At 50.0% G+C, this 20,098-nt stretch carries 20 protein-coding genes; 9 read left to right on the forward strand and 11 right to left on the reverse strand.

What is annotated here, in order from left to right:
• Positions 1-193 precede the first annotated feature (193 nt).
• Both KOO63_12635 and KOO63_12640 read left to right on the forward strand, forming a co-directional pair.
• The gene (locus KOO63_12635) at positions 194-1,063 is read left to right on the forward strand and encodes a hypothetical protein (protein ID MBU8922657.1); all 870 of its coding nucleotides are present in this window, start codon (positions 194-196) and stop codon (positions 1,061-1,063) included.
• Between the two features lie 276 nt (positions 1,064-1,339).
• Positions 1,340-2,251 (forward strand): hypothetical protein, encoded by a 912-nt coding sequence (locus tag KOO63_12640; protein ID MBU8922658.1) that lies wholly within the window; start codon positions 1,340-1,342, stop codon positions 2,249-2,251.
• Positions 2,252-2,456: 205 nt separating this feature from the next.
• Here KOO63_12640 and KOO63_12645 read toward each other — a convergent pair whose 3' ends face one another.
• From KOO63_12645 to KOO63_12665, 5 genes are all read right to left on the reverse strand, one after another.
• Complete coding sequence (locus KOO63_12645; protein MBU8922659.1) at positions 2,457-3,602, reverse strand: alpha/beta hydrolase; 1,146 nt, start codon at positions 3,600-3,602, stop codon at positions 2,457-2,459.
• Positions 3,599-4,849, reverse strand: coding sequence for a membrane protein insertion efficiency factor YidD (yidD, locus tag KOO63_12650; protein ID MBU8922660.1), 1,251 nt, complete (start codon positions 4,847-4,849; stop codon positions 3,599-3,601). The genes KOO63_12645 and yidD overlap by 4 nt, the downstream gene beginning before the upstream one ends.
• Positions 4,850-4,868: 19 nt before the next feature.
• Entirely contained in the window at positions 4,869-5,504 is a 636-nt protein-coding gene (locus KOO63_12655; GenBank protein MBU8922661.1) for a hypothetical protein, read from the reverse strand.
• A 24-nt stretch (positions 5,505-5,528) separates the two neighbouring features.
• The gene (locus KOO63_12660) at positions 5,529-6,212 is read right to left on the reverse strand and encodes a hypothetical protein (protein MBU8922662.1); all 684 of its coding nucleotides are present in this window, start codon (positions 6,210-6,212) and stop codon (positions 5,529-5,531) included.
• Between the two features lie 282 nt (positions 6,213-6,494).
• Positions 6,495-6,803 (reverse strand): RNA-binding protein, encoded by a 309-nt coding sequence (locus tag KOO63_12665; protein MBU8922663.1) that lies wholly within the window; start codon positions 6,801-6,803, stop codon positions 6,495-6,497.
• A 396-nt stretch (positions 6,804-7,199) separates the two neighbouring features.
• On the opposite strand from KOO63_12665, the gene KOO63_12670 reads away from it, so the two are divergent.
• The 3 genes from KOO63_12670 to KOO63_12680 are packed head-to-tail and all read left to right on the forward strand — an operon-like array spanning position 7,200 to position 9,019.
• Positions 7,200-7,652 carry a MarR family transcriptional regulator gene (locus KOO63_12670; protein ID MBU8922664.1) on the forward strand — a complete coding sequence of 151 codons (453 nt, stop codon included), beginning with the start codon at positions 7,200-7,202 and terminating at the stop codon, positions 7,650-7,652.
• Between the two features lie 34 nt (positions 7,653-7,686).
• Positions 7,687-8,718 (forward strand): hypothetical protein, encoded by a 1,032-nt coding sequence (locus KOO63_12675; GenBank protein ID MBU8922665.1) that lies wholly within the window; start codon positions 7,687-7,689, stop codon positions 8,716-8,718.
• Between the two features lie 22 nt (positions 8,719-8,740).
• On the forward strand, positions 8,741-9,019 hold the full coding sequence (locus KOO63_12680) for a 4Fe-4S binding protein (protein ID MBU8922666.1): 279 nt from the start codon (positions 8,741-8,743) through the stop codon (positions 9,017-9,019).
• A 37-nt stretch (positions 9,020-9,056) separates the two neighbouring features.
• Here KOO63_12680 and KOO63_12685 read toward each other — a convergent pair whose 3' ends face one another.
• The 3 genes from KOO63_12685 to KOO63_12695 form a co-directional block, all read right to left on the reverse strand.
• Positions 9,057-9,950, reverse strand: a complete 894-nt coding sequence (locus KOO63_12685; protein ID MBU8922667.1) for an EamA family transporter — start codon at positions 9,948-9,950, stop codon at positions 9,057-9,059.
• Positions 9,951-9,961: 11 nt separating this feature from the next.
• A complete protein-coding gene (locus KOO63_12690) occupies positions 9,962-11,164 on the reverse strand; it encodes an ATP-dependent 6-phosphofructokinase (GenBank protein MBU8922668.1) in 1,203 nt (400 codons plus the stop codon).
• 154 nt (positions 11,165-11,318) lie between these two features.
• Complete coding sequence (locus tag KOO63_12695; protein ID MBU8922669.1) at positions 11,319-11,480, reverse strand: hypothetical protein; 162 nt, start codon at positions 11,478-11,480, stop codon at positions 11,319-11,321.
• Between the two features lie 151 nt (positions 11,481-11,631).
• Here KOO63_12695 and KOO63_12700 point away from each other — a divergent pair, with 151 nt between their 5' ends.
• The 3 genes from KOO63_12700 (at position 11,632) to KOO63_12710 (ending at position 14,897) form a co-directional block, all read left to right on the forward strand.
• On the forward strand, positions 11,632-12,807 hold the full coding sequence (locus KOO63_12700; GenBank protein MBU8922670.1) for an acyl-CoA dehydrogenase family protein: 1,176 nt from the start codon (positions 11,632-11,634) through the stop codon (positions 12,805-12,807).
• A 61-nt stretch (positions 12,808-12,868) separates the two neighbouring features.
• Positions 12,869-13,441 carry a cytochrome c nitrite reductase small subunit gene (nrfH, locus tag KOO63_12705; protein MBU8922671.1) on the forward strand — a complete coding sequence of 191 codons (573 nt, stop codon included), beginning with the start codon at positions 12,869-12,871 and terminating at the stop codon, positions 13,439-13,441.
• Between the two features lie 28 nt (positions 13,442-13,469).
• Entirely contained in the window at positions 13,470-14,897 is a 1,428-nt protein-coding gene (locus KOO63_12710) for an ammonia-forming cytochrome c nitrite reductase subunit c552 (GenBank protein MBU8922672.1), read from the forward strand.
• A gap of 56 nt (positions 14,898-14,953) precedes the next feature.
• Here KOO63_12710 and KOO63_12715 read toward each other — a convergent pair whose 3' ends face one another.
• Positions 14,954-15,382: a hypothetical protein gene (locus tag KOO63_12715; protein ID MBU8922673.1), complete on the reverse strand. Its 429-nt coding sequence runs from the start codon at positions 15,380-15,382 to the stop codon at positions 14,954-14,956.
• A gap of 255 nt (positions 15,383-15,637) precedes the next feature.
• Between KOO63_12715 and KOO63_12720 the strand changes: the two genes are divergently transcribed.
• Complete coding sequence (locus KOO63_12720; GenBank protein ID MBU8922674.1) at positions 15,638-16,819, forward strand: MFS transporter; 1,182 nt, start codon at positions 15,638-15,640, stop codon at positions 16,817-16,819.
• A gap of 25 nt (positions 16,820-16,844) precedes the next feature.
• Here the strand turns inward: KOO63_12720 and KOO63_12725 are convergent, their stop codons facing one another.
• The gene (locus tag KOO63_12725) at positions 16,845-18,494 is read right to left on the reverse strand and encodes a hypothetical protein (GenBank protein MBU8922675.1); all 1,650 of its coding nucleotides are present in this window, start codon (positions 18,492-18,494) and stop codon (positions 16,845-16,847) included.
• Positions 18,495-19,391: an ABC transporter ATP-binding protein gene (locus KOO63_12730; protein ID MBU8922676.1), complete on the reverse strand. Its 897-nt coding sequence runs from the start codon at positions 19,389-19,391 to the stop codon at positions 18,495-18,497.
• Positions 19,392-20,098: the final 707 nt, after the last annotated feature.

Here is a 20,098-nt window from a genome sequence, read left to right on the forward strand (position 1 = left end):
GTATTAAGATGATGTATTGATGACATGCATACTTATACCGATTGTGTTGTTTTGACAGATCTTCGCGTTTGCGATTAGCTCAGTTTGGTTAAAGCACCAGCTGTACATGCAGTGGGGCACGGGGATTAGAAAATACCATTTGTTACAAGGCGACATAACTGTTAAAATTGTAGTGTGAAGGTAGGTGGCCGGTATGTGTTCCTGCGTCAAAGTTGTTCTGCTACTCTTTATCTCAGTTGCACTCGTGCATTGCTCCGAAAGTGGTATCTCCAACACTGAAGATCTGGACGTGACTCCCGATGAAGTCGTGGAAGACCTTAGTGAGCCCATTATAATCGGCTACGGCAGAGCTGTCCTTGTAGAGGAAGAAAATCTCCTGATTAAATTTATGGATGTCACTGAAGGAAGATGTCCCACAGGCGTTCTATGCTTCTGGGCGGGACAAGCGGTGGGTGAATTTCTGCTTATCAAGAAGAACGATATGTGTGGGATCGCCGAGCCCAAGGCTCAACCGGGTCTTTTCCCCGGGACCGAAGAATACGACAAGCTGGCTGATGATGCCTTGGGTTATATGCTGTACCTGGCAGAGTTGAAACCCTACCCGAACATGGCACACCCGACCGATCCCGAGGATTATGTAGCCACGCTGAAAATCGAAGAGTTATCTGAAGACTATTACAATGACAAGATCGTCTTCGTTTGGACGCCGCCAGATCAGCTTCAGAGGGATCCGGTAACCATTCATGGTGCAGAGATAGACGGGGATATCCTCATGCTGACAGTCACTTTCAGCGGCGGTTGTGGGAGACACAGGTTCAAGCTGTTTATGCAGCCTGCATTTATGGAATCTTATCCCGTCCAGACGAACTTGTATCTACAGCATACTGATCTCGGTGATCCCTGTGATGCTATTCTTTCGAAGGATGTTTCGTTCGACATTCAGAATATCTCAGAGCTATACAGGGACATGTATGGTGGCCGTGACGAGATCATCCTGAACGTATTCGGTTACTTCATCGAAGTGCCCGGAGACAAAATCACCGTTTCATACTTGCCAGAATAGCGATTGTCTCTTCTGAAAATTCCTGTTCCTTCTAAAATATCATCCCAGCGAAAAACGATGATCAAAGTGAATAAGTAGAGCCAGAAAACGGGTGTACAGAGGAAGGATATTGCAACTCTTGTGGAAGAAAAAATAGTTATTGGGAATCTACCTCAAATCCGGGCATAATAATACCTGTGGATAGAGGAACAGCTCAGAATTTTGCATTGATTTTGAGTGTCGGGTGTATCAATGGTATGGAAGTTCAAATCCAAATTAACAAAGAAAGAAGGAAGAATGAGGTTATCAGCACTCACGATAGGTGTCCTTGTCTTATTGGCCGGGAGTCTGTTGGCTCAGGATGATGGTTTTCCGATCCTTCGGGGCCCATATCTTGGGCAGAGACTGCCGGGAACTACGCCGGAGATCTTTGCGCCAGGGGTGATATCCACGCCAGCTCACGAATTTTCCTGCTGCTTCTCGCCGGATGAAAAGGAATTCTACTTTACCAGGAATGTTGCCGAATTAAATGAAAAAGTCATTATGGTAACCAGGTTGCGCGGCGGAGTGTGGTCGGCACCAGCAGTTGTCCCGTTCGTCGAAAACCAGTTCTCGTTCGAACCGATGGTTACGCCAGATAACAAAAGACTCTATTTCATGTCTGGAAGACCCATTCCCGGGCAATCAGGTCCTCCTATGAATATGTTATACGTCGAGCGTGAAGGAGATGGATGGAGTGTGCTTAATAATCCGGGCGCTCCTTTCAATCCCGCAAAGACGATGTCGGTTTCTTTTACTTCGACTGGAACAATATATACTACCGATATCTCACGGGGCCCAGGTAGAGAAAGTATTGCCGTCATCAGGCCGGTTGACGGAAAGTACAAGGAAATGAAAAGGCTTGGCACGCCCATAAACTCTTCAACACAAAACATGTATCCATGCATCGCGCCAGATGAGAGTTATGTGATCTATATTTCCAGAAAACCGTCGGAAAAGATAAGTGAAGCACTGACCATCTCATATAAGAATTCGGATGGAAGCTGGGATGAACCTCAAACAGTCGATATCGGGATGAATGCGGGATTGCCATTTGTATCGCCAGATGGGAAGTATCTTTTCTTTACTGGTGGAGAACGAGGGAAAAGCGATATTTACTGGGTCTCTGCGACATTCATTGAAGAGTTGAGGCCGAAAGAATCGGAGTAATCAATAAGGGAATAATTCCTGTAAAGCCTCATGAATGAAACTGTTACATCAGTCCCAGCTGTTTCATCACTGTGAGCTGATCGGATACCGTCCATTGCTCTACTATCTTTCCATCGATTATGAAGGCAATATCTCTCGGAGGCCGAATAAACAGGATCTTAAATATACAGGCGGGATAACTGGAGGGGGCAGCCCTTTTTAATCGTTACGACACCTCACCGATCCAATCCACCATCACCTCGAGGGCCAGGCCGACGTTGCCTATCTGACAATGGTTTTGAGCGTGTTCTTCTTTGGTGAAAACGCGTCCGGTTACAGACTTCGCGTTGGTCAGTACATCCAGTTGCTTCTGGTGCATTTTTTTTGGGATGAAGTGGTCCTTGCGTCCGGATAGTATCAATACGTCCTGATTTACCAGTTCGGGATGGACATTCTCTTCGCATAAAGCCAATAAAGTGTCGAAAGCGTCCAGCGGCATCTCCTTTTTTGAGATGTACATCAGTTGCGCGGCGAACCACGCGTCCATCGAGGCCCCTTGCTCGATTTTCCTGAGCGTCATCCTGTTGGACCAGTCACGCAGGTGATTGAAGAAAATCATGTGTAGATCCCAGAGAAAGGGGGGCATACATTGCATATAATCGTGAGCGTGGCCGTCGGCGATCACTCTGGTTATACGCGACTCGAATGCCGCCGCCCGCAGGCAAAGCCACCCGCCCATAGATATTCCCAACAAGGTGACATCGTCCAGGGTAAAGAAATCGAGGATAGCGGCGACAGGCTTCTCCCACTCATGATCGAAGGCGAGATCGTATTCGCGACGTGCGCCTCCCTGTCCCGGCCCTTCGAATGCGATGACCTCATAACCTGCTTCAGCGAAATAGGCCATCCATGAGTAGAATTCCTCGATGAAGGAATCGAACCCGCCATGCATAACGATGGTACCCTTTTTGATATCTGATGGAACGATTTTCATCGCAGGTAAATACGTACCCTGATAAGGAACTTCGAAACGTTCTATCGAGTCATCGCGGAAAGCCCGGTCGAACAGGTCTATAAACTTATTGTACAGTTCCTTTTTCTCTACGGTTTCTTTTAGTATATAGAATTCGGCGGCGCGGTAGTAGAATGCCGCATTCATAAGTCTGTTGTCGGTTTCGGCTTCTTGGGCCAGCCGGAGCATCTCGGTTTTCCAACTCGCGAAGTCCTTGACCAGGTGTCCGGCTCGTATCATATCTTCGTACCGGACATACCCCAGCGAATGCCAGCGATTTAACTGGAAATTGAAGAGCTGTTTTCTGTGGAACTTATGGTACCCGACCGGAAGTGTGAAATCGGTTCTATCAGCATTCACTGCTTGTGCCGCCTGACAAATTCTTCCATGTCTTCCTGCTTGAGGATATCATCGATCAACCTGTGCCGGGCAACCGAATTGTGCCGCCTGGCCGCATCTGCGGAACCCTTGATATTTCCAATATACCAGCCGAGTCCGAAAAACATGGTCGTGGAGGAAAGTCCGTACTGTTCCTTGTTGATAGCATCGGAGATGGTCCAGCCGATCAGGCCATTTATCAGCAGCGATGCGACCCCCGTACTGTACCTGCCGCTGTAAATGTACCCGGCACCAGGGATGAGCGCGGACAGAAATCCTGCTACGCCTGGCTTCTTCCGGGGAAGCTTGTCGAAGCGGTCTTCATATTCAAGGAGCCGGTTCGAGGCTGGATAAAAGTCGGATTCCGGGGGGATAGCACGCATTTTTCCGAGTGAGGCATTAAGATCCGAGATCCTCGCGTAGCTGAGGCCGATGATGAACTGTGATTCGTAATAGTGCGGGTCGTCGGTATCGAGTTCATTCCATTCGAGGTTAGTGATTGCGACTGTATAACGGCCAAGAGAGTAGTAACTTTTGCTTCTGTAGAGTTCCATCTCGGATAAAGATGTCCCGTCAATTTTCAGGGCTTGCCTGTTGATCTCCACAAAAGAGATGCATTGTTCATAATCCCCGCCTTCGTAATAACACCGGCCGATCCGGCTGAATATCGCGGCCCTTCGCTTTGGGTCCGATTCACCGTGCAGCTCCCGATAGTATTCCGTGATCGCCCTGTAATACTCACCATTTTCACGGAGAAAGTCAGCGAAGCCTGTATCGGGCTCCGGCTTTTCTGATTTTTGTTCTGGTGAGCGGAATTCGGAATCGGTCGTGAGGGCAAACGTCTGTTCCTCGACTGGAAGAGGGTCGTACGAGAGCATTCTTCCATCAACCATGACCCTTGGATAGTAATGATAATCCCTTCCACAGCGGAGAAGACGTTCGCAGGATAAGGCATAAGCTTTCAATGGGGAATGACGAATGAAAGTGAGTTTCGAATATTGCGAACAGGAGGGATGCATCGGGCAATTGGACTCGCCGTTTACCGGTGATATCCATCTCTGATACAAATCAAGGACGCCGCTCGTCGCCGCGCCGTATTCTTCCTGCTTTTTTACAATCCCTGCAACGGTCGGTCCGTGCATGTCGTCCAGAGCTGAGGCCCTCGTCGTAAGGAGTCCAGATAGAACTGAAGCAACAGCAAGGATGACTGAAAAAGACCTGATACCCATATTCTGCCGGCCGCCTTTATCAATCAGCCGAATTATCTTCGTCGGTGCCTTCTTTTTGTAGATCTTTGTTATATACCTTGACTGCCTTGTGAAGGTTACCCTCCAGGGAATGGTACTTGGTGAAGCCTATTCCACCCAGAATCGTGCCGACCGCTACGAATGGTAAAAAGTAATAAGTAGTCGTGTAGCTGTCGGAGTCCTGTTCTCCCAATTCGACAACGGGCAGGGCGATGAGGGTTGCCAGGGCCGCGATCACTCCGACCACCATCAGTGCCTTTCCGCTTTTTCTTGTCTTGTAAGCTCCGTTGACCATGTCGATGGCTTCCTGGTTGTCGCCCATCGCCAATATTATATTCTGGCCGTTTTCACCGATGTCTTTTCTCTGCCCACCTTTTTCAAAGGTCTTGGTTGTCACCAGTTTTAAAACATCAGTCTGACTGTAAGTGTTCTTCTTGAAGATGATCCTTGATTCCTTCAGTGCCTTCAGGGAATCCGCCGCCGTCGAGCCGGTGTCTTTCTGGAAAACGATCTTCTTTTTGGTAGATTTATCTGATTCTTTTTCGCTGGTCTGTTGCGCGGAGAGATTTACAGAGAAAGTAAAACACATCAACAGGACAAGCGATATTATCCGCTTTATTCTGGGATTTTTATACATGTTATCTATACGTCCTAATCTGTTTTACTCAACGGTGGACAGAAATTTCGCCATTTCCGAAATAATGTCCCTGGATACATCGCCGATGGCGTTACCCATGAGCAACTCGGCATTCGTTTTTGTTTTTCCGTAATCCGCGATTTCGCTGGAGTGTTTTATTACGGTATAGCGCCAGACTTCGACATTGTCACTTTTAAGTATCCCGGTGAGTTTCACGTCGATATTCGCTGTGACGTCGACTTTTGATGCGATCATCGCGCCGATAATACCTCCGATACATGCCTGCGTGTTCTGCGCCTGTGCCTCATCAAGCATGACATGGAAACTTTCCAGGGAAGCCATGAATGAATAATCGGCATCCGCGGGAGTGGAGGTTTCTTCGACAACATTGATATTTGTAAAGAGATGTGAATTCTGAAGGGCAATCAGGAGATGGTCGTTGAATTCAGGAAGCAGGTCGTTCTTGTAATTCTTGTCACCGAGATGTGTTACGCCTGATTTCCCACCGGAACAACCGTTTTCGACCCGCCCCTTCTTTTCGATTTCAGGTCTCGAATCCACGATCGGAGTATAGTTGATAGACGCGACAGGTTCAGACACGGTGAAATCCAGATCGCTCATCTGAGAAGTGACGGCGAATTTCCTCGTGCATCCCTGAACTAAAACGCAGGCAACCAGAATGGACAAAACCACGTGCCGCTTCTTCATTCTTCCCCCTTAACTAAAAAAACCCCGACTGATTCATGAAATTTACGATTTGTTGTTAATCCACATTAAAATCACTGTGGAGAAGTGTACTCAATATAACTAAATCGTGTCAAGTGATTTTGACAGGTAGGATAAGACGGATTCAGGCGAGGAAATCATTTAACGTTCAGGATCTGCTTGCCCCTGAAATAAACCGAGGGAAGCCGGTTACCCGACTTCCCTCTTTATTTTGACCGGTGAGCCACCCTATCTGCAGCACCCGGTAGTACTCGAGCTTAAGCTCTAGTAGCCGCCACGACCGAATCCGCCGCCACGACCGCCGCCACCGCCGCCACCGCCGCGGTTATCGTTGCGAGGACGAGCCTGGTTGACTTTGAGCGTACGACCCATGAAATCTTTGTCATTCAGGTTGTCGATAGCTGCCTGGGCCTCGGTGTCGTTTGACATCTCGATAAAACCGAATCCCTTCGGACGACCAGTGTCCCTGTCCGTAATGATGGATACGGTATCAACCGTTCCGTGTTCTTCAAAAGCTTTCCTGATATCGCTTTCGCTAGTATCGAAAGACATATTTCCAACATAAATCTTCATCAGAGCCTCCTGTAGGCCTCAAACGTAAAAAAGCACATACAGACATATTTTCGGAAAACCAACAAGTCCCCTAATAGAGATGATCAACTAGATAGGTGTCGTTCATCGTCTTTTTCGGCCAAACGGACTAACTCAAATTCCGAATTCATCTGCTTCGCCAAGAATATATACCTATTCTTAACAAAAACAACCCTAAAATTCAGTTTTTTCAACTATTTGCGATTTCGAAATATCCCCACAACACTGGCAATAATCAGAATCGCGCCGATCCACGATCCAGGCAGGGGCTTTGAACGCATCAATTCAGACAATTCAAAAAAAGCTTGCTAAACCAATAATTGTATAATACAATAATAGCATGTTACAATATCATGTCATTCTTCAGGGGGCAGCATTATGACACAAGTGAAGGTGGATTATAGTGAATTCTCCCTGTTTGTATCACTACTGGTCAAAAAATTGAGTCTGCTGAACAGAGACCATAAATCCTGTTATGGCCTGACGATGTCCCAGTGTTTCACAATCGAGGCCCTTGCTGAAAACGGCAAGCTGTCAATGAATAAACTGAGCCATGAGCTGGGTGTCACCGTAAGTACCATGACCAGGATCATTGATGTACTTCTGCGTGATGGAAATGTCAACAGGCGAGATAATCCGGATGACAGGCGTCAAGTCTGTATTGAACTCACCTCCTCAGGCAGAAACCTAGCTGTGAAACTGAGGCAATGCTCAGACCACTACGCAAGGGATATACTGGATCAGATACCAGAAAAGGAAAAGAATGGAGTAATCAAGTCTTTGAAAATGCTTGTCAAGGCATTGGAGTCTGCGAACAAGAAATGTTGCTAGGTGTTCCGGAAGAATTATCAATATAGAAAGAGAAATGAAGAAAAAATATATAACTGGTTCAATTGAGACGAAGGGTGGAGAGATCCCGACAGTCTCAACTTCGATTGACAGGATGGATAAATGGGGAGCATTCAAAGCAAGGTGTTCAATCGGTCGTATGCGCTATACGATTAGGCCGGGCCTGTATGCAGCCGGAAATCCTGATCAGGATTCGATCGTCCTGGTCTCAGCAAACTACAAGTTGAGTTTTGACGTGCTTCGAAGTTCTCTTCATGGAATCGATGCATGGATATTAGTGTTGGATACTAAAGGTATCAACGTATGGTGTGCCGCAGGCAAAGGAACGTTCGGAACAGATGAGATAGTCAATCGCATTGAGCAGACGAGGCTGAAAGAGATAATAGGTCATCGCAAACTTATTGTTCCACAACTTGGAGCACCCGGGGTGGCCGCTCATGAAGTTAAGAAACACTCGGGATTCACGGTGATATACGGTCCTGTGCGAGCGTCTGATATACTATCTTTTCTTGAAAACGGAATGGTTGCGACAGCTGAAATGCGAAAGGTGAACTTCTCAATGCGTGACAGGTCGGTTCTGGTACCTGTGGAATTTGTAATGGGATTCAAACATCTGGTTCTGGCCTCTGTTGTCTTTTTCCTTTTAGCCGGTTTGCATAAAGGGGGATATTCCACCCAGGTTGCTCTAACGGCAGGTAGTCGATCGACCCTGATACTGCTTCTTGCGTTCCTGACGGGAACGATAATGGTGCCGATGCTCCTTCCCTGGCTGCCGGGCAGGAGTTTTTCCCTGAAAGGACTGATCGCCGGTCTTATACTGATTGTTGTCCTGGGTGTCTCAGGGTTTGCGGAATCAAATATTATTGAATCGCTTGCCTGGATACTGATAGTCACTGCAATATCTTCTTTCACTGCTATGAATTTCACGGGGGCTTCGACCTACACATCTCTGTCTGGTGTGAAGAAGGAAATGCGGATTGCGGTTCCTTTACAGATCACTGCATCGTTGACAGGAGTGACACTATGGATAATAGGAAGATTTGTCTGAAAGGTATGGGACAATGGCCTCAATGAAGTATCTGAGAAATGTCGCTACACTGAAGTTGGATGCCGAGAGATGTATTGGCTGTGGGGTGTGCTCGACTGTCTGTCCACATGCGGTTTTTGATATCATTGGGAAAAAAGCGAGGATAGTCGACAAGGATTCATGCATGGAATGCGGTGCATGTGCCAGGAACTGTCCCGCATGCGCGATCACTGTCAAATCCGGAGTCGGTTGTGCGGCTGGCATTATAGCCGGCATGCTCAGGGGTACAGAGCCGGCATGTGATGAAGGATGTTGTGGATAGGACAGGGACTGCTGCAGTGTCCTGGCGGCTGACTGGATTATTTGCGATTTCGAAATATCCCTACAACACTGGCGATGATCAATAATGCTCCGGTCATGGTCCATCCGGTGACGCTTTCCCTGAGGATCAGCCAGCCGAGAAAGACCGCGATCACCGGGTTTACATAGGCATAGGTCATGACGACCTGGTAGGGGAGAAGCCTCAGGGTCGTAAGGTAGGAAGTAAAACAGATCACCGAGCTGAACAGGACGAGGTATCCCCAGGCCATCCATGCTTCGCCCGTGGGAGTGGGCAGGGGTTCGCGCCGGAGCAGGGCGATGGCCAGTAGTCCGACCCCGCCCAGTAGCTGTTGCCAACCTGACATGGCCCGGTCACTGAGGTCGAGTTTCCTCCTCTGCAGCCAGATAGAACCAGCGGCCCAGGAAAGGGGGGCGAAGAGAAGAGCGGCGACGGCCAGGATGTCCGCTGTGTTTCCCAGTCTCAGAACGGGCCAGGACAGGACGCCGACTCCGAGGAATCCAAGAAATACAGAGCCTGTCATCCGCCAGCCGGGGAAACGCCGGTCGACGACACAGACCATGCACTCGGCCCATATCGGCATCGATGCCACGAGCAGGGCCGCCAGCCCGGACGAGACACGAGTCTCCCCCCAGTTGACCAGCCCGTTGCCTCCGAGCCAGAGCAAAATGCCGCTACCGGCGAGTATTCCAAATTCCGGGAGAGAAAGCCGGATCCTCTCTCGGCGCAGCCGGGCCCATATCAGCAATATTGCCGATGCTGCCATGACCCGTACAAATGCCATTGTAAATGGAGGGAATCCCGATCCTTCCCTGACAGCTACACGTATTGCCAGGTAGGTGGATCCCCAGACCAGATATACTATCGATAGATGAGCAAGTCCGGCCCTATCGAGTGTTTTTCTGTCGACCATTCCAGTTCCCGTCAGTCGCTTGCCATTATGAACAACGGTTTGGCCTCGAAGCTCTTGTAGTGTGGCCGTAACCTGTCCGTGTTGTAATACTGGCCTACGTCGACCACTTTCTTGTAGCTCGTCACGATCTCGATCGGTACGTTGTCATAGCGGCCGTTCTTCAGGGCGACGAGTCGTCCAGAGACCCCCTCGAGTATGAGATTCAGGGCCAGGTTGCCGTAGGCCATCGGGACGATGGAGTCGATAGCGTCGGGATCTCCGCATCGGACCAGGTACCCGAGCTTCTGGTTGATGACGTTGATCTTGCGTCCGTTATTGAAATGCGGAGAGATAGTCTTCAACTCTTTGGAAATATATTCAGCATTCCCGCCGAGCTTCTTGTGCCCGTACGCGTCCTTTTCCTGTTCGGAGAATGTCATGTCGCCGCCCTCATGCTTTGCGCCTTCGGAGACGAGTACGACAGAATAATTGCTGGGGCTTGTGACCCAGTCTTCTACCAGCAGTTCGCACAGACGCTCCATATTGAAAGGATGCTCGGGAATGACGCAACGGTTGGCTGCACCAGCCATCGTCGGTAGCAGCGCCGTGAATCCGGCGTATCTGCCGAAGACCTCGATCACCAGGAACCTCTCGTGCGATCCGGCGGACGTCCGGAGGCTGTTAGTCATCTGGATCGTCCTGGTGACACAGGTACTGAACCCTATGCAGTAATCTGTTCCGGGAACGTCGTTGTCCATTGTCTTGGGAATGGCTATTATTTTTACGCCTTCATTATGCAGCCTTACTCCATAACTGAGTGTGTCGTCTCCGCCGATCGGGATAAGGTAGTCGATTCCCATATGATCGATGTTCTTGAGGACTTCCGGTGTAAGGTCGTTCATGTCGTCGGAATATCTGTCTTTCAGGTGCGCGGGTACATCAATCGCGGGGACATGGCTGGGGCGGGTCCTCGAGCTGTGAAGGAAGGTGCCTCCGGTCCGACCGATCCGGTTTACCATATTTTCAGTCAGGATCTCATAGTTTCTGCTGTTGTCGGCATCTTTGTCTCGTATGATCTCGATCATGCCGGCCCAGCCGCGGCGGATGCCGACGACTTCGTAGCCTTCACGGATCGCCCTGATGGTGACGCTCCTGATCGCCGGGTTGAGTCCCGGCACGTCTCCTCCTCCGGTGAGGATTGCGATTCGACCTTTTTTTGTCCTGATATTGCTCATAGGTTCTTCTCCATGATCTTTAAAGCCCGGCCGGACACAATGCAAATTCACGACCGGTCGTATGCGGTGGCCTCAACGGCATCGGAATCCCGGAGAATCGTGGATGTCCGGAAGGTTGTGGGCATAAATGTGCGAGCTGAGAAAAGGCGATGGCCTATTTAGCTTTTTTCTCTTTTCTTTTTTCCTTCAGCGATTTTGCCGGTTTCTTTTTGGTCTCTTTTTTTGTGTTTCTTTCTTTCCCCATGATCTCACCTCTCAATCTTTCATCAACAGGGTGTATCTCAAATCCTTTACAGATGCCAGGATTATAATCCAAGCGGCCTCATTCCATCAATCAGATATTTTTCGGTAAATGATGATTTTACATTCTTTCCAGCATGGATACTCTTGCCAGACAGGTAGAAAAGCGGCATTATCATCCCATGTCCCTGGAGACATGGGCTTTAGTCGTAAAATGGAGGATTCCGATGAAATTCGAGGCGCTTGACTTCTTCGAAATAGAAAAATCGTTCAATGAGGAAGAGGTCCTGGTCCGTGATACCGCACGAAAATTTGTGGACAGGGAGATCATCCCTGGAATCGCAGAGCAATGGGAGGCAGGAGAATTTTCTCTCGATCTCGTGCAGAAGATGGGAGAACTCGGGTTTCTAGGTCCTTTCATCCCTGTCGAATACGGTGGGGCGGGATGCTCCTATACGATATATGGCCTTATCTGCCAGGAGATGGAACGTGGGGACTCGGGGGTCAGATCGTTCTGCTCGGTCCAGGGAAGTCTCGTTATGTATCCGATCTGGAAATTCGGTTCAGAAGAACAGAAGAAAAGATATCTGCCCGAACTTGCGGCCGGGAAGATCATAGGGTGTTTCGGACTCACCGAACCGGATGCGGGGTCCGATCCGCGTTCGATGATGACCAGCGCGAAGAAAGACGGGAGCGGGTGGATACTGAATGGCGCCAAGATGTGGATCACAAACGGTTCGATAGCCGATATCGCTGTCGTGTGGGCAAAGGACGAAGAGGGAATCATCCGCGGGTTCATCGTTCACAGAGATGACGAGGGTTTTTCTGCTCCGGAACAGAAACACAAGGTCTCACTGCGCTCATCAGTCACTTCAGAGCTTGTCCTGGAAGATGTACGTATTCCAGCGGACAGGGAGTTGCCCGGGACCGAAGACTTGAAAAGTCCCCTCATGTGTCTGACCTCGGCGCGTTACGGGATCGCCTGGGGAGCGGTAGGCGTCCTTCAGTCGGTATTCGACGAAGCCCTGCAGTACAGCCGGGAGAGGATACAGTTCGGTAGGCCGACCGCTTCTTTCCAGATGACCCAGGCCAAACTGGTTGAGATGGCGACCGATCTGACCAATGCCCAGATGATGGCGTATCATCTCGGCAGGCTCGCAGACAGTGGAGCCATGAAGCATTATCACGTATCGATGACGAAGAGGCACAATGTCAATGTAGCGCTCGAAGCAGCCAGGAAGGCTCGCGGCATGCTCGGCGCGAACGGGATAACCCTCGAATACCAGGCTATACGTCATATGTGCAACATGGAGTCTGTCCATACATATGAGGGTACGTTCGAGATACACACGCTGATCCTTGGCGAGTATTTCACAGGCCTGTCGGCGTTCGGAAACGAGTAGAAAATGAAATATCAGCGAGATTGTGCTTATTCCTGACAAAGTATCATGCTAATGTAGGCTCATGTGGAAATATCTGCGATCTGTTCTGGCTCTTGATGGCCTTTCAAGGAAAAGCCAGACGCTTGTATATATGATGGTTGGTGTGGCTATAGGCATGGCGGCGGTCGTCTTCAGGGTGGCCAACGCCGTTTCGTATATCAATGAGGAGCCGGAGACCTGCGCCAACTGTCATGTCATGACCGATGTATACGCCAGCTGGCAGAGGGGAAGCCATGGCTCTGTGGCCGTCTGCACCGACTGTCATCTTCCACATGAGAATATTATCTCGAAAACAGCTTTCAAGGGAACAGACGGTCTGAGGCATTCCTATGTCTTCACCGCCGGCATCGATCCACAGGTAATGGAGTTATCCAGGGGTGCCATTCCGGTTATTCAGAAGAATTGCATCCGTTGTCATTCGTCACAATTCGCCATGGTAAAGCTTGCGTCATCCGGAGAGCGGAGATGCTGGGATTGTCATGATAATGTTCATAACAGCGTAAGAAGCCAGGCCTCGTCTCCAACGGTGCTCAGGCCGGTGATGCCTCCCGCAGGGTGGGATCTGCCGGAGAGCTGGAAGTCGCAGGACAGGTAAAGAAAACGGTATCAGGAAAGGATAAGATATGAGCGGACCGGGAAAAACGGGACTTCCCCGCTGGGCGGGTGGAGTCATCGTCGCACTATTCGCTGTAGTCGTATTTTTACTGGGCATGTTCGCCGTATCGATAATGGAGCATCGGTGGGAAGCTCAGCGGCCGGCTATCGCGTTACAGCCGGTCGATGAGTGGGAGACAGACAATGCCGTTTATGGAGAGAATTATCCGAGGGAATATGATGGGTACCTCAAAACGAAGATAGACGACACGAGGACTATGTATGGAGGGGCCTATCCAAGGGATTATCTGGAGGAGGACCCCTACCAGGTGATCCTCTTTGCTGGATATGGTTTCAGCCAGGAATACCGGCAGGCGAGGGGGCATTATCACGCGATCGAGGATGTGACCGAGACGAAAAGGATAAAGAAGCCGGTCAACCCTGCTACCTGTTGGACCTGCAAGAGTCCCGACGTTCCAAGGCTGATGGCGGAGATGGGTACGAAGGAGTTCTACGGCTCCAATTTTCATGACCTCGCCGATGAGATAGTCAACCCGATCGGATGCCGGGACTGTCATGACCCTGAATCGATGAAACTGGTGATAACGAGGCCGGCGCTGAGAGAGGCCTATGCTGCCCGTGGTAGGGATATAGATGAGGTTACCCATCAGGAGATGCGTTCCCTGGTATGTGCCCAGTGTCATGTGGAGTACTATTTCCTCAATGATCCTGCAGAGGGAAAGAAAGATTACCTGACATTGCCATGGGTCAAGGGGACATCTGTGGACGAGATGATAGCCTACTATGACGAATATGGATTCTCCGATTATATTCACCCGATCTCGGGTACGCCGATCATCAAGTCGCAGCACCCGGACTACGAAGTCTTTTCGACGGGGATCCACGCGTATAGAAACGTTGCCTGCGCCGACTGCCATATGGCGTATGTGGCGGAGGGAGGCATGAAAGTCTCGGATCACCATGTTCAAAGCCCGTTGCTTAACATTTCGAACAGTTGCGCGGTCTGTCACCGGTGGACCGAGGATGAGATCAGGAGCCGTATCGAATCTATACAGACCATGTGCTACACCGCGAGAATGGCAGCCGAGGAGGCTCTGGTGAAAGCACATTTTGATGTGGGGGCGGCGGCTCAATCCGGAGCTAGCGGGCAGGAACTCAGCGCTATCAGGACCACCTTGCGCCATGCGCAGTTCAAATGGGACTATATCGCTTCGAATAACGGGATGGGGTTCCATTCACCGCAGGAGTATCTCAGAATAGCGGGGGAATCCAGATCGCAGGCTCTGGAGGTCAGGCTGTTCGCAGCCAGGCTCCTTGTCGAGAAAGGGTATGCCGATACACCCGTCTATCCCGATATCTCGACGAGAGAGAAGGCATGGAAGGTGGCGAGTGCCTTTGTAAATGGAAAAGGTGCGAATCTGCTGTCGAGACATTGATGCCTCTGGACATGCCCGGTCGTTTGAATATCGGCGAAACGCGGTCCGTGAAGCGTTTATTCCTTCAACCAGTTCTTTGCGGCACGACCGGTCTTAAACAACTCGATCTCTATCGTATGACCGGAGGTCGATTTGTAATGGTTGACCGTAATTATTCCTAACGCGCTTTCGGGTATCACAAAGGCTTCTTTTGTCAGCCCTGCCTTGGCGAATTGTGGAAGAATCTCGTCAATCACCCATTGTGTATCCGCCGGGTCGATAGCATCGATATGGCGAGCATCGACAAACCACTCCATCTTTGGATATTTCTTTTTGTGTTCACGATAAAATTGCAGACTTTTTTCCTCAGACAGCCTGAATTCCGTCGAAGGGATGAACGCTTTCTTCCCTACCCATTCCAGACATGGAACACTCTCGTCAATCGCGATCTTCACATATTCATTCTCGAATAGTTCCATTGTCGACTCTCTTTTCTTGTCCTCCACTTTAATCCATTCTCTCTGTGTCTTTGAAATACAGTCTATCCCCGCTGATTGGATTTGTCAAAAATATTCTCATTACATGGGTTGTAATACCCTTGATCTATAAACTGACTGAAATGGACTGATAATAGAATAGTCTCATATCAGTTGATTATTCTATTGGGAGTTTGGATTTGGTAGTGTGAGCAATATTGTGTATTATTCTTAGCTGTCGAAAAAACATATATGAATATGACCGGGATCTTGCGGAAAAGGATCATGAAAAATAGAACGGGAAACAGTCGGTCCAAAACAATAACGATCTCGCTTGCCCACCTTGTGCATGATGTGCCCGGCGCCTTTCTCGCGCCGATACTTCCCCTTCTGATCGAGAAATTCGGTCTTACAGTATTTCTGGCGGGCATGCTTGACACTTTCAGGCGAATTCCCGCGATCGCCAATCCTTTTCTCGGGCTTATGGCTGACAAAATCTGTATCAGATGGTTCATTATCCTGATGCCGGGAACGACTGCCATACTTATGAGCCTGATGGGAGTCGCTCCTGGATATGCTTTTCTGTCTGTCCTTCTTCTCCTGTCTGGAATCAGTTCTGCTCTCTTCCATGTGACCGCGCCTGTGATGATCAGGCATGTATCCAAAGACAGGATAGGCATGGGGATGAGCTTCTATATGCTTGGAGGAGAACTGGCCCGGACGCTCGGGCCGCTTATTATCCTGGGAGCTGTATCGTTGTGGGGGCTGGATGGCACTTACCGGCTCGTTCCTTTCGGGATAGTAGCCACGATCCTTCTGTACTTCATGCTGAAGGACGTTTCAATGGAGAGGGAAGCTCCAGCGAAAGAGGATGAAGGGGTAAGAAGGACATTTATCGGCCTCGTTCCTTTTTTCATCTGCGTCACAGGCATCTTTTTTTGCAGGGCAGCTATGAAGTCAGCTCTTACTCTTTATCTCCCGACTTATCTTACATCACAGGGAGCTTCACTCTGGATGGCGGGGATATCACTGGCGGTGCTTCAGTTCTCAGGCGCGGCAGGCACTTTTCTCGCTGGAATAATCTCGGACAGGATAGGGCGAAAGGCGACTCTGCTGATCATAACTGCCGTCAATCCTTTTCTCATGTGGCTTTTTATCTGGCTGGACGGCAGGTATTCTATTCCGATCCTCATTGTCACCGGTTTCTTTCTGTTCGCCAGTGGCCCCGTTCTTCTGGCGCTTGTCCACGATATCAAGTCCAAACGCATGTCGTTTATTAACGGGATCTACATGACACTGAATTTCACTCTGAGCTCGATCATGGTCCTACTGGTCGGCTTCTCGGCCGATAAGATCGGGCTGGATCTTACTTTCAGGATATCAGCTTTTCTGGCTGCGGGATCCGTGCCTTTCGTCTTTTTTCTTAAGACTCCAGGCAGCGGCTCAAAGACTGATTCAAGAGATTGACGACCAGTTGACCTCTGGCAGCATTTTATCCACGACGCATCTGTTTCATCCTGCCTGGTACTGCCAGAACGAAAAGAATTCCCGCAAGTACCAGAAAAAACAGAGGTGTGCCAGAAGCGACCGCCTCCGGATTGACTCCCTTGAAATCGAACAAGGTGATTCTGCCGGACAATCCCAGGTAGCAGAGTACCGGATATAGAATTTGGAACGCGCGGCTTCCGTTTGTCCAGATCCCGAGCGAGAGTGCCATCGCTGAGACGAACATACCACCCGTGACAAGGGCCCATACCTGAGGGATATTACCACTGATAATGAGTCTGAGACCAAATCCCGAACTGATGATCATGGCGACCAGCATGCCGGCGATCCAGATCGCGGGCAGGTGTGTGCTTATCGATCCGGTGGAAGGGAAGACAAGTGATTCTGTGCCGTAGTGTCGTTCGCGACATCCCATATTCGACCACACAATAGTCGGCCACGCCCAGGCTATGGCCAGAAGGAGTATCCTCACTGGTTCCTTCGGTACGACTCCTGAAGATATGATCAGGCCGAGAGCTCCCAGGTACCACCACCAGCTTTTGCCTCTCAACATGAGGCGCAATTCGAGAAGCGACAGGGTGAATAATTTTCTGCTGCCACGCTGCTGGTCGATGTGGGGGAGATCGTGGTAAGTGATCGAAGAGTTCAACACAGGCTGCTCAACGATTCCGGTCTCCTGAATACGGTTCTGGGCATTGGCCTGTTTGCCCCGCTTTTTCTTCTTTCGTCTGCCAGGCCTGATCCGGCGCCTGGCGGGGTCGAATCTGTCAAATGGAATGGCTGTGACCATAACGAGCAATAGTGATCCAGCCAGCCAGAGAAACCTTTCGCCGATTCGGGCAAGATTCCAGCTTATGCCGGGCCACTTGAAACGTTCTTTCGTGTGTCCTCCGGTCGGTTGGTAGATGTCGGTGTCCCCCGAACTAATATCCAGTCCCTGTTCGGTCATGCTATCAACCATTCCTGAAATACTGGCCGAGGCTCCCATAAAGTCGTTTGATGGTACGACATCGATGGGAGAGTCGAATAGCGGGCCGACCGTGGCTGCCATCAACAGGAATCCCCAGAGCGCGATGTAAGCGATGTATCCAAGTGTTCCCCGTAGCAGCGGTACGGTCTCGAATGTCACGGCGATGGCAGATACCCAGGACATGACTGGCAGGCTCATCAGCCATATCGGTGCTGAGATCTGCCAGATGTTCAGTGAAGAGGTCTCCCCACGTACGAGATTCATGATTATGGCGATAAGATTGAGGACAAGTACGATAGAGGAGAGTACGGCCAGATTGCTCAGCCATTTTCCTGTCATGTATTCGACTTTCGATACTGGCGTCGCGGCAATGATCTGTCCGACCCGGGTTTCGTAGTCTCTGCTGACAGAATCCTTAACGAGGTAAAAGCCCAGCAGGGAGAGCATCGAGGTTATGCTCATCCCTATTATTGTCCCGATCCAGGCCGAGTTGTAGGCAGCCCTGTATCCGTAGATCACGAATCCGTTATATGAAGCGCTTGCGGCAGGGACGAGAGTATATCCGGCGACTATAGTCACACCCAGCACAACCAGGAAACTGAACCGTCGGATCCTCTCAAGGAAGTCGGCGAGTGCGAGGTTGTAGATCCCGTTGAATCCAGTCATCTATCGCACCTCTACGGCGGACACGCACTTCTCAGCCGATGAGATACAGTATAGATACGCGTCTTCCATCGTCGGGGGGACAGATACGGCTTCCTGCGTGGGGGGCTCATCCGCGACTACCCTGATATGGATTCCATCGCTTCGCCTCAGTGTGCCGCTGACAATATATTGTCTGCGGGTGTTTTCAAGCTCGTCGCTGGATATTGTACACGACCAGACCTTCCCGTCAACCGCCGCAAGAATCTCCTCCGGTGGCCCGTAATGAAGGAGGCTTCCACCATGCATGAGTGCAATGCTTGTAGCCGCCGCTTCCACATCCGAGACGATATGAGTGGAGAGGATGACGATCCGGTCGCCTGCAAGATCGGACAGAAGGTGTCGAAATCGGACCCGTTCCTCAGGGTCGAGGCCCACAGTTGGTTCGTCCACAATAAGGAGCTTTGGATCGTTCAGGAGTGCCTGCGCTATGCCGACTCTTTGCCTCATGCCACCCGACAGTCCTGCCAGTGGTCGGTCGGCCACATCGGTGATATTGACCAGCCGGAGAAGGTCATCGATCCGGCGTTTGGATGATTTGCCGGGGACTCCCTTTATTGCAGCGATGTAGCGGAGGAATTCCCTGGCGGAAAGATTCGGGTAGATGCCGAAATATTGTGGAAGATATCCGAGTATCCCCCGTATGGTTCCGGGAGATCCTGCGATATCAGTTCCGTCCCACTTCACCGTGCCGCTTGTTGGCCTTGTCACAGTGGCCAGGATGTTCATCAATGTAGTTTTTCCCGCGCCATTGGGTCCGAGCAGGCCTGTCACTCCGGGGCCTATTTCCAGGCTGAAATCTTTCAGCCCCCAATTGCCCCCTTTATATTTTTTGCTGATATTTTCTATGCAGATATTCATCAGTGATTCTCCTGTTGCTTTGTCCGACCGGATGCCGGAATCATCCGGCTATTGATTCTGTTGTATAGTAAGACGCCAGAAGAAGGGAATTGTTTCAGAAGTCTATGAATTGAAGATAAAAAATGCCGGAGTCGTTGGTGGTCCGGCCAGCCAGACAAGACACACTTTCAGCATGTCCAGCACAGTTCCGAGATCCGATCACCACAGGGGAAACCATTTTCATGAAATCCGTCCGCGCCGGTCCAGGGCCTTCCCGTATGAGGTTGCCCACACACCCGGGACCTTTTGGTGATCTCTGCTCAGGGAACTGTCGTTTGACAATGTCCGGGACTCACCAACAATTTTCTCCGACAAATATTGATCAATCAATTTCCAAACAGCCCGAGAAGTTCTTCGAAGCTGCTACTGTCATACATTACAAGAATGAATCCAATTTGCAGGCGGTCCTGAATAATTGCTGATATTAATCTGCTGGGGTGGGCATGATGGTATAATCGCATTATATATCAACGAGTTATGTTTCGTTGGAGGCGTGCTCGCACCGCCGTTATCAGGCTCTCACAACGCTAATATGTCCTGATTTCGGCCTATCAGATGGTCGACACTACACAGTATCGAGGTGGATAAGCACGTATGTTGTTGTCATTATATGAAATGCAGGAAAAAGACATGATGACACACATTGATACATGTGGGGGCATTGGATT

It is taken from the genome of Candidatus Latescibacterota bacterium, assembly GCA_019038625.1.
GTDB lineage: Bacteria > Krumholzibacteriota > Krumholzibacteriia > Krumholzibacteriales > Krumholzibacteriaceae > JAGLYV01.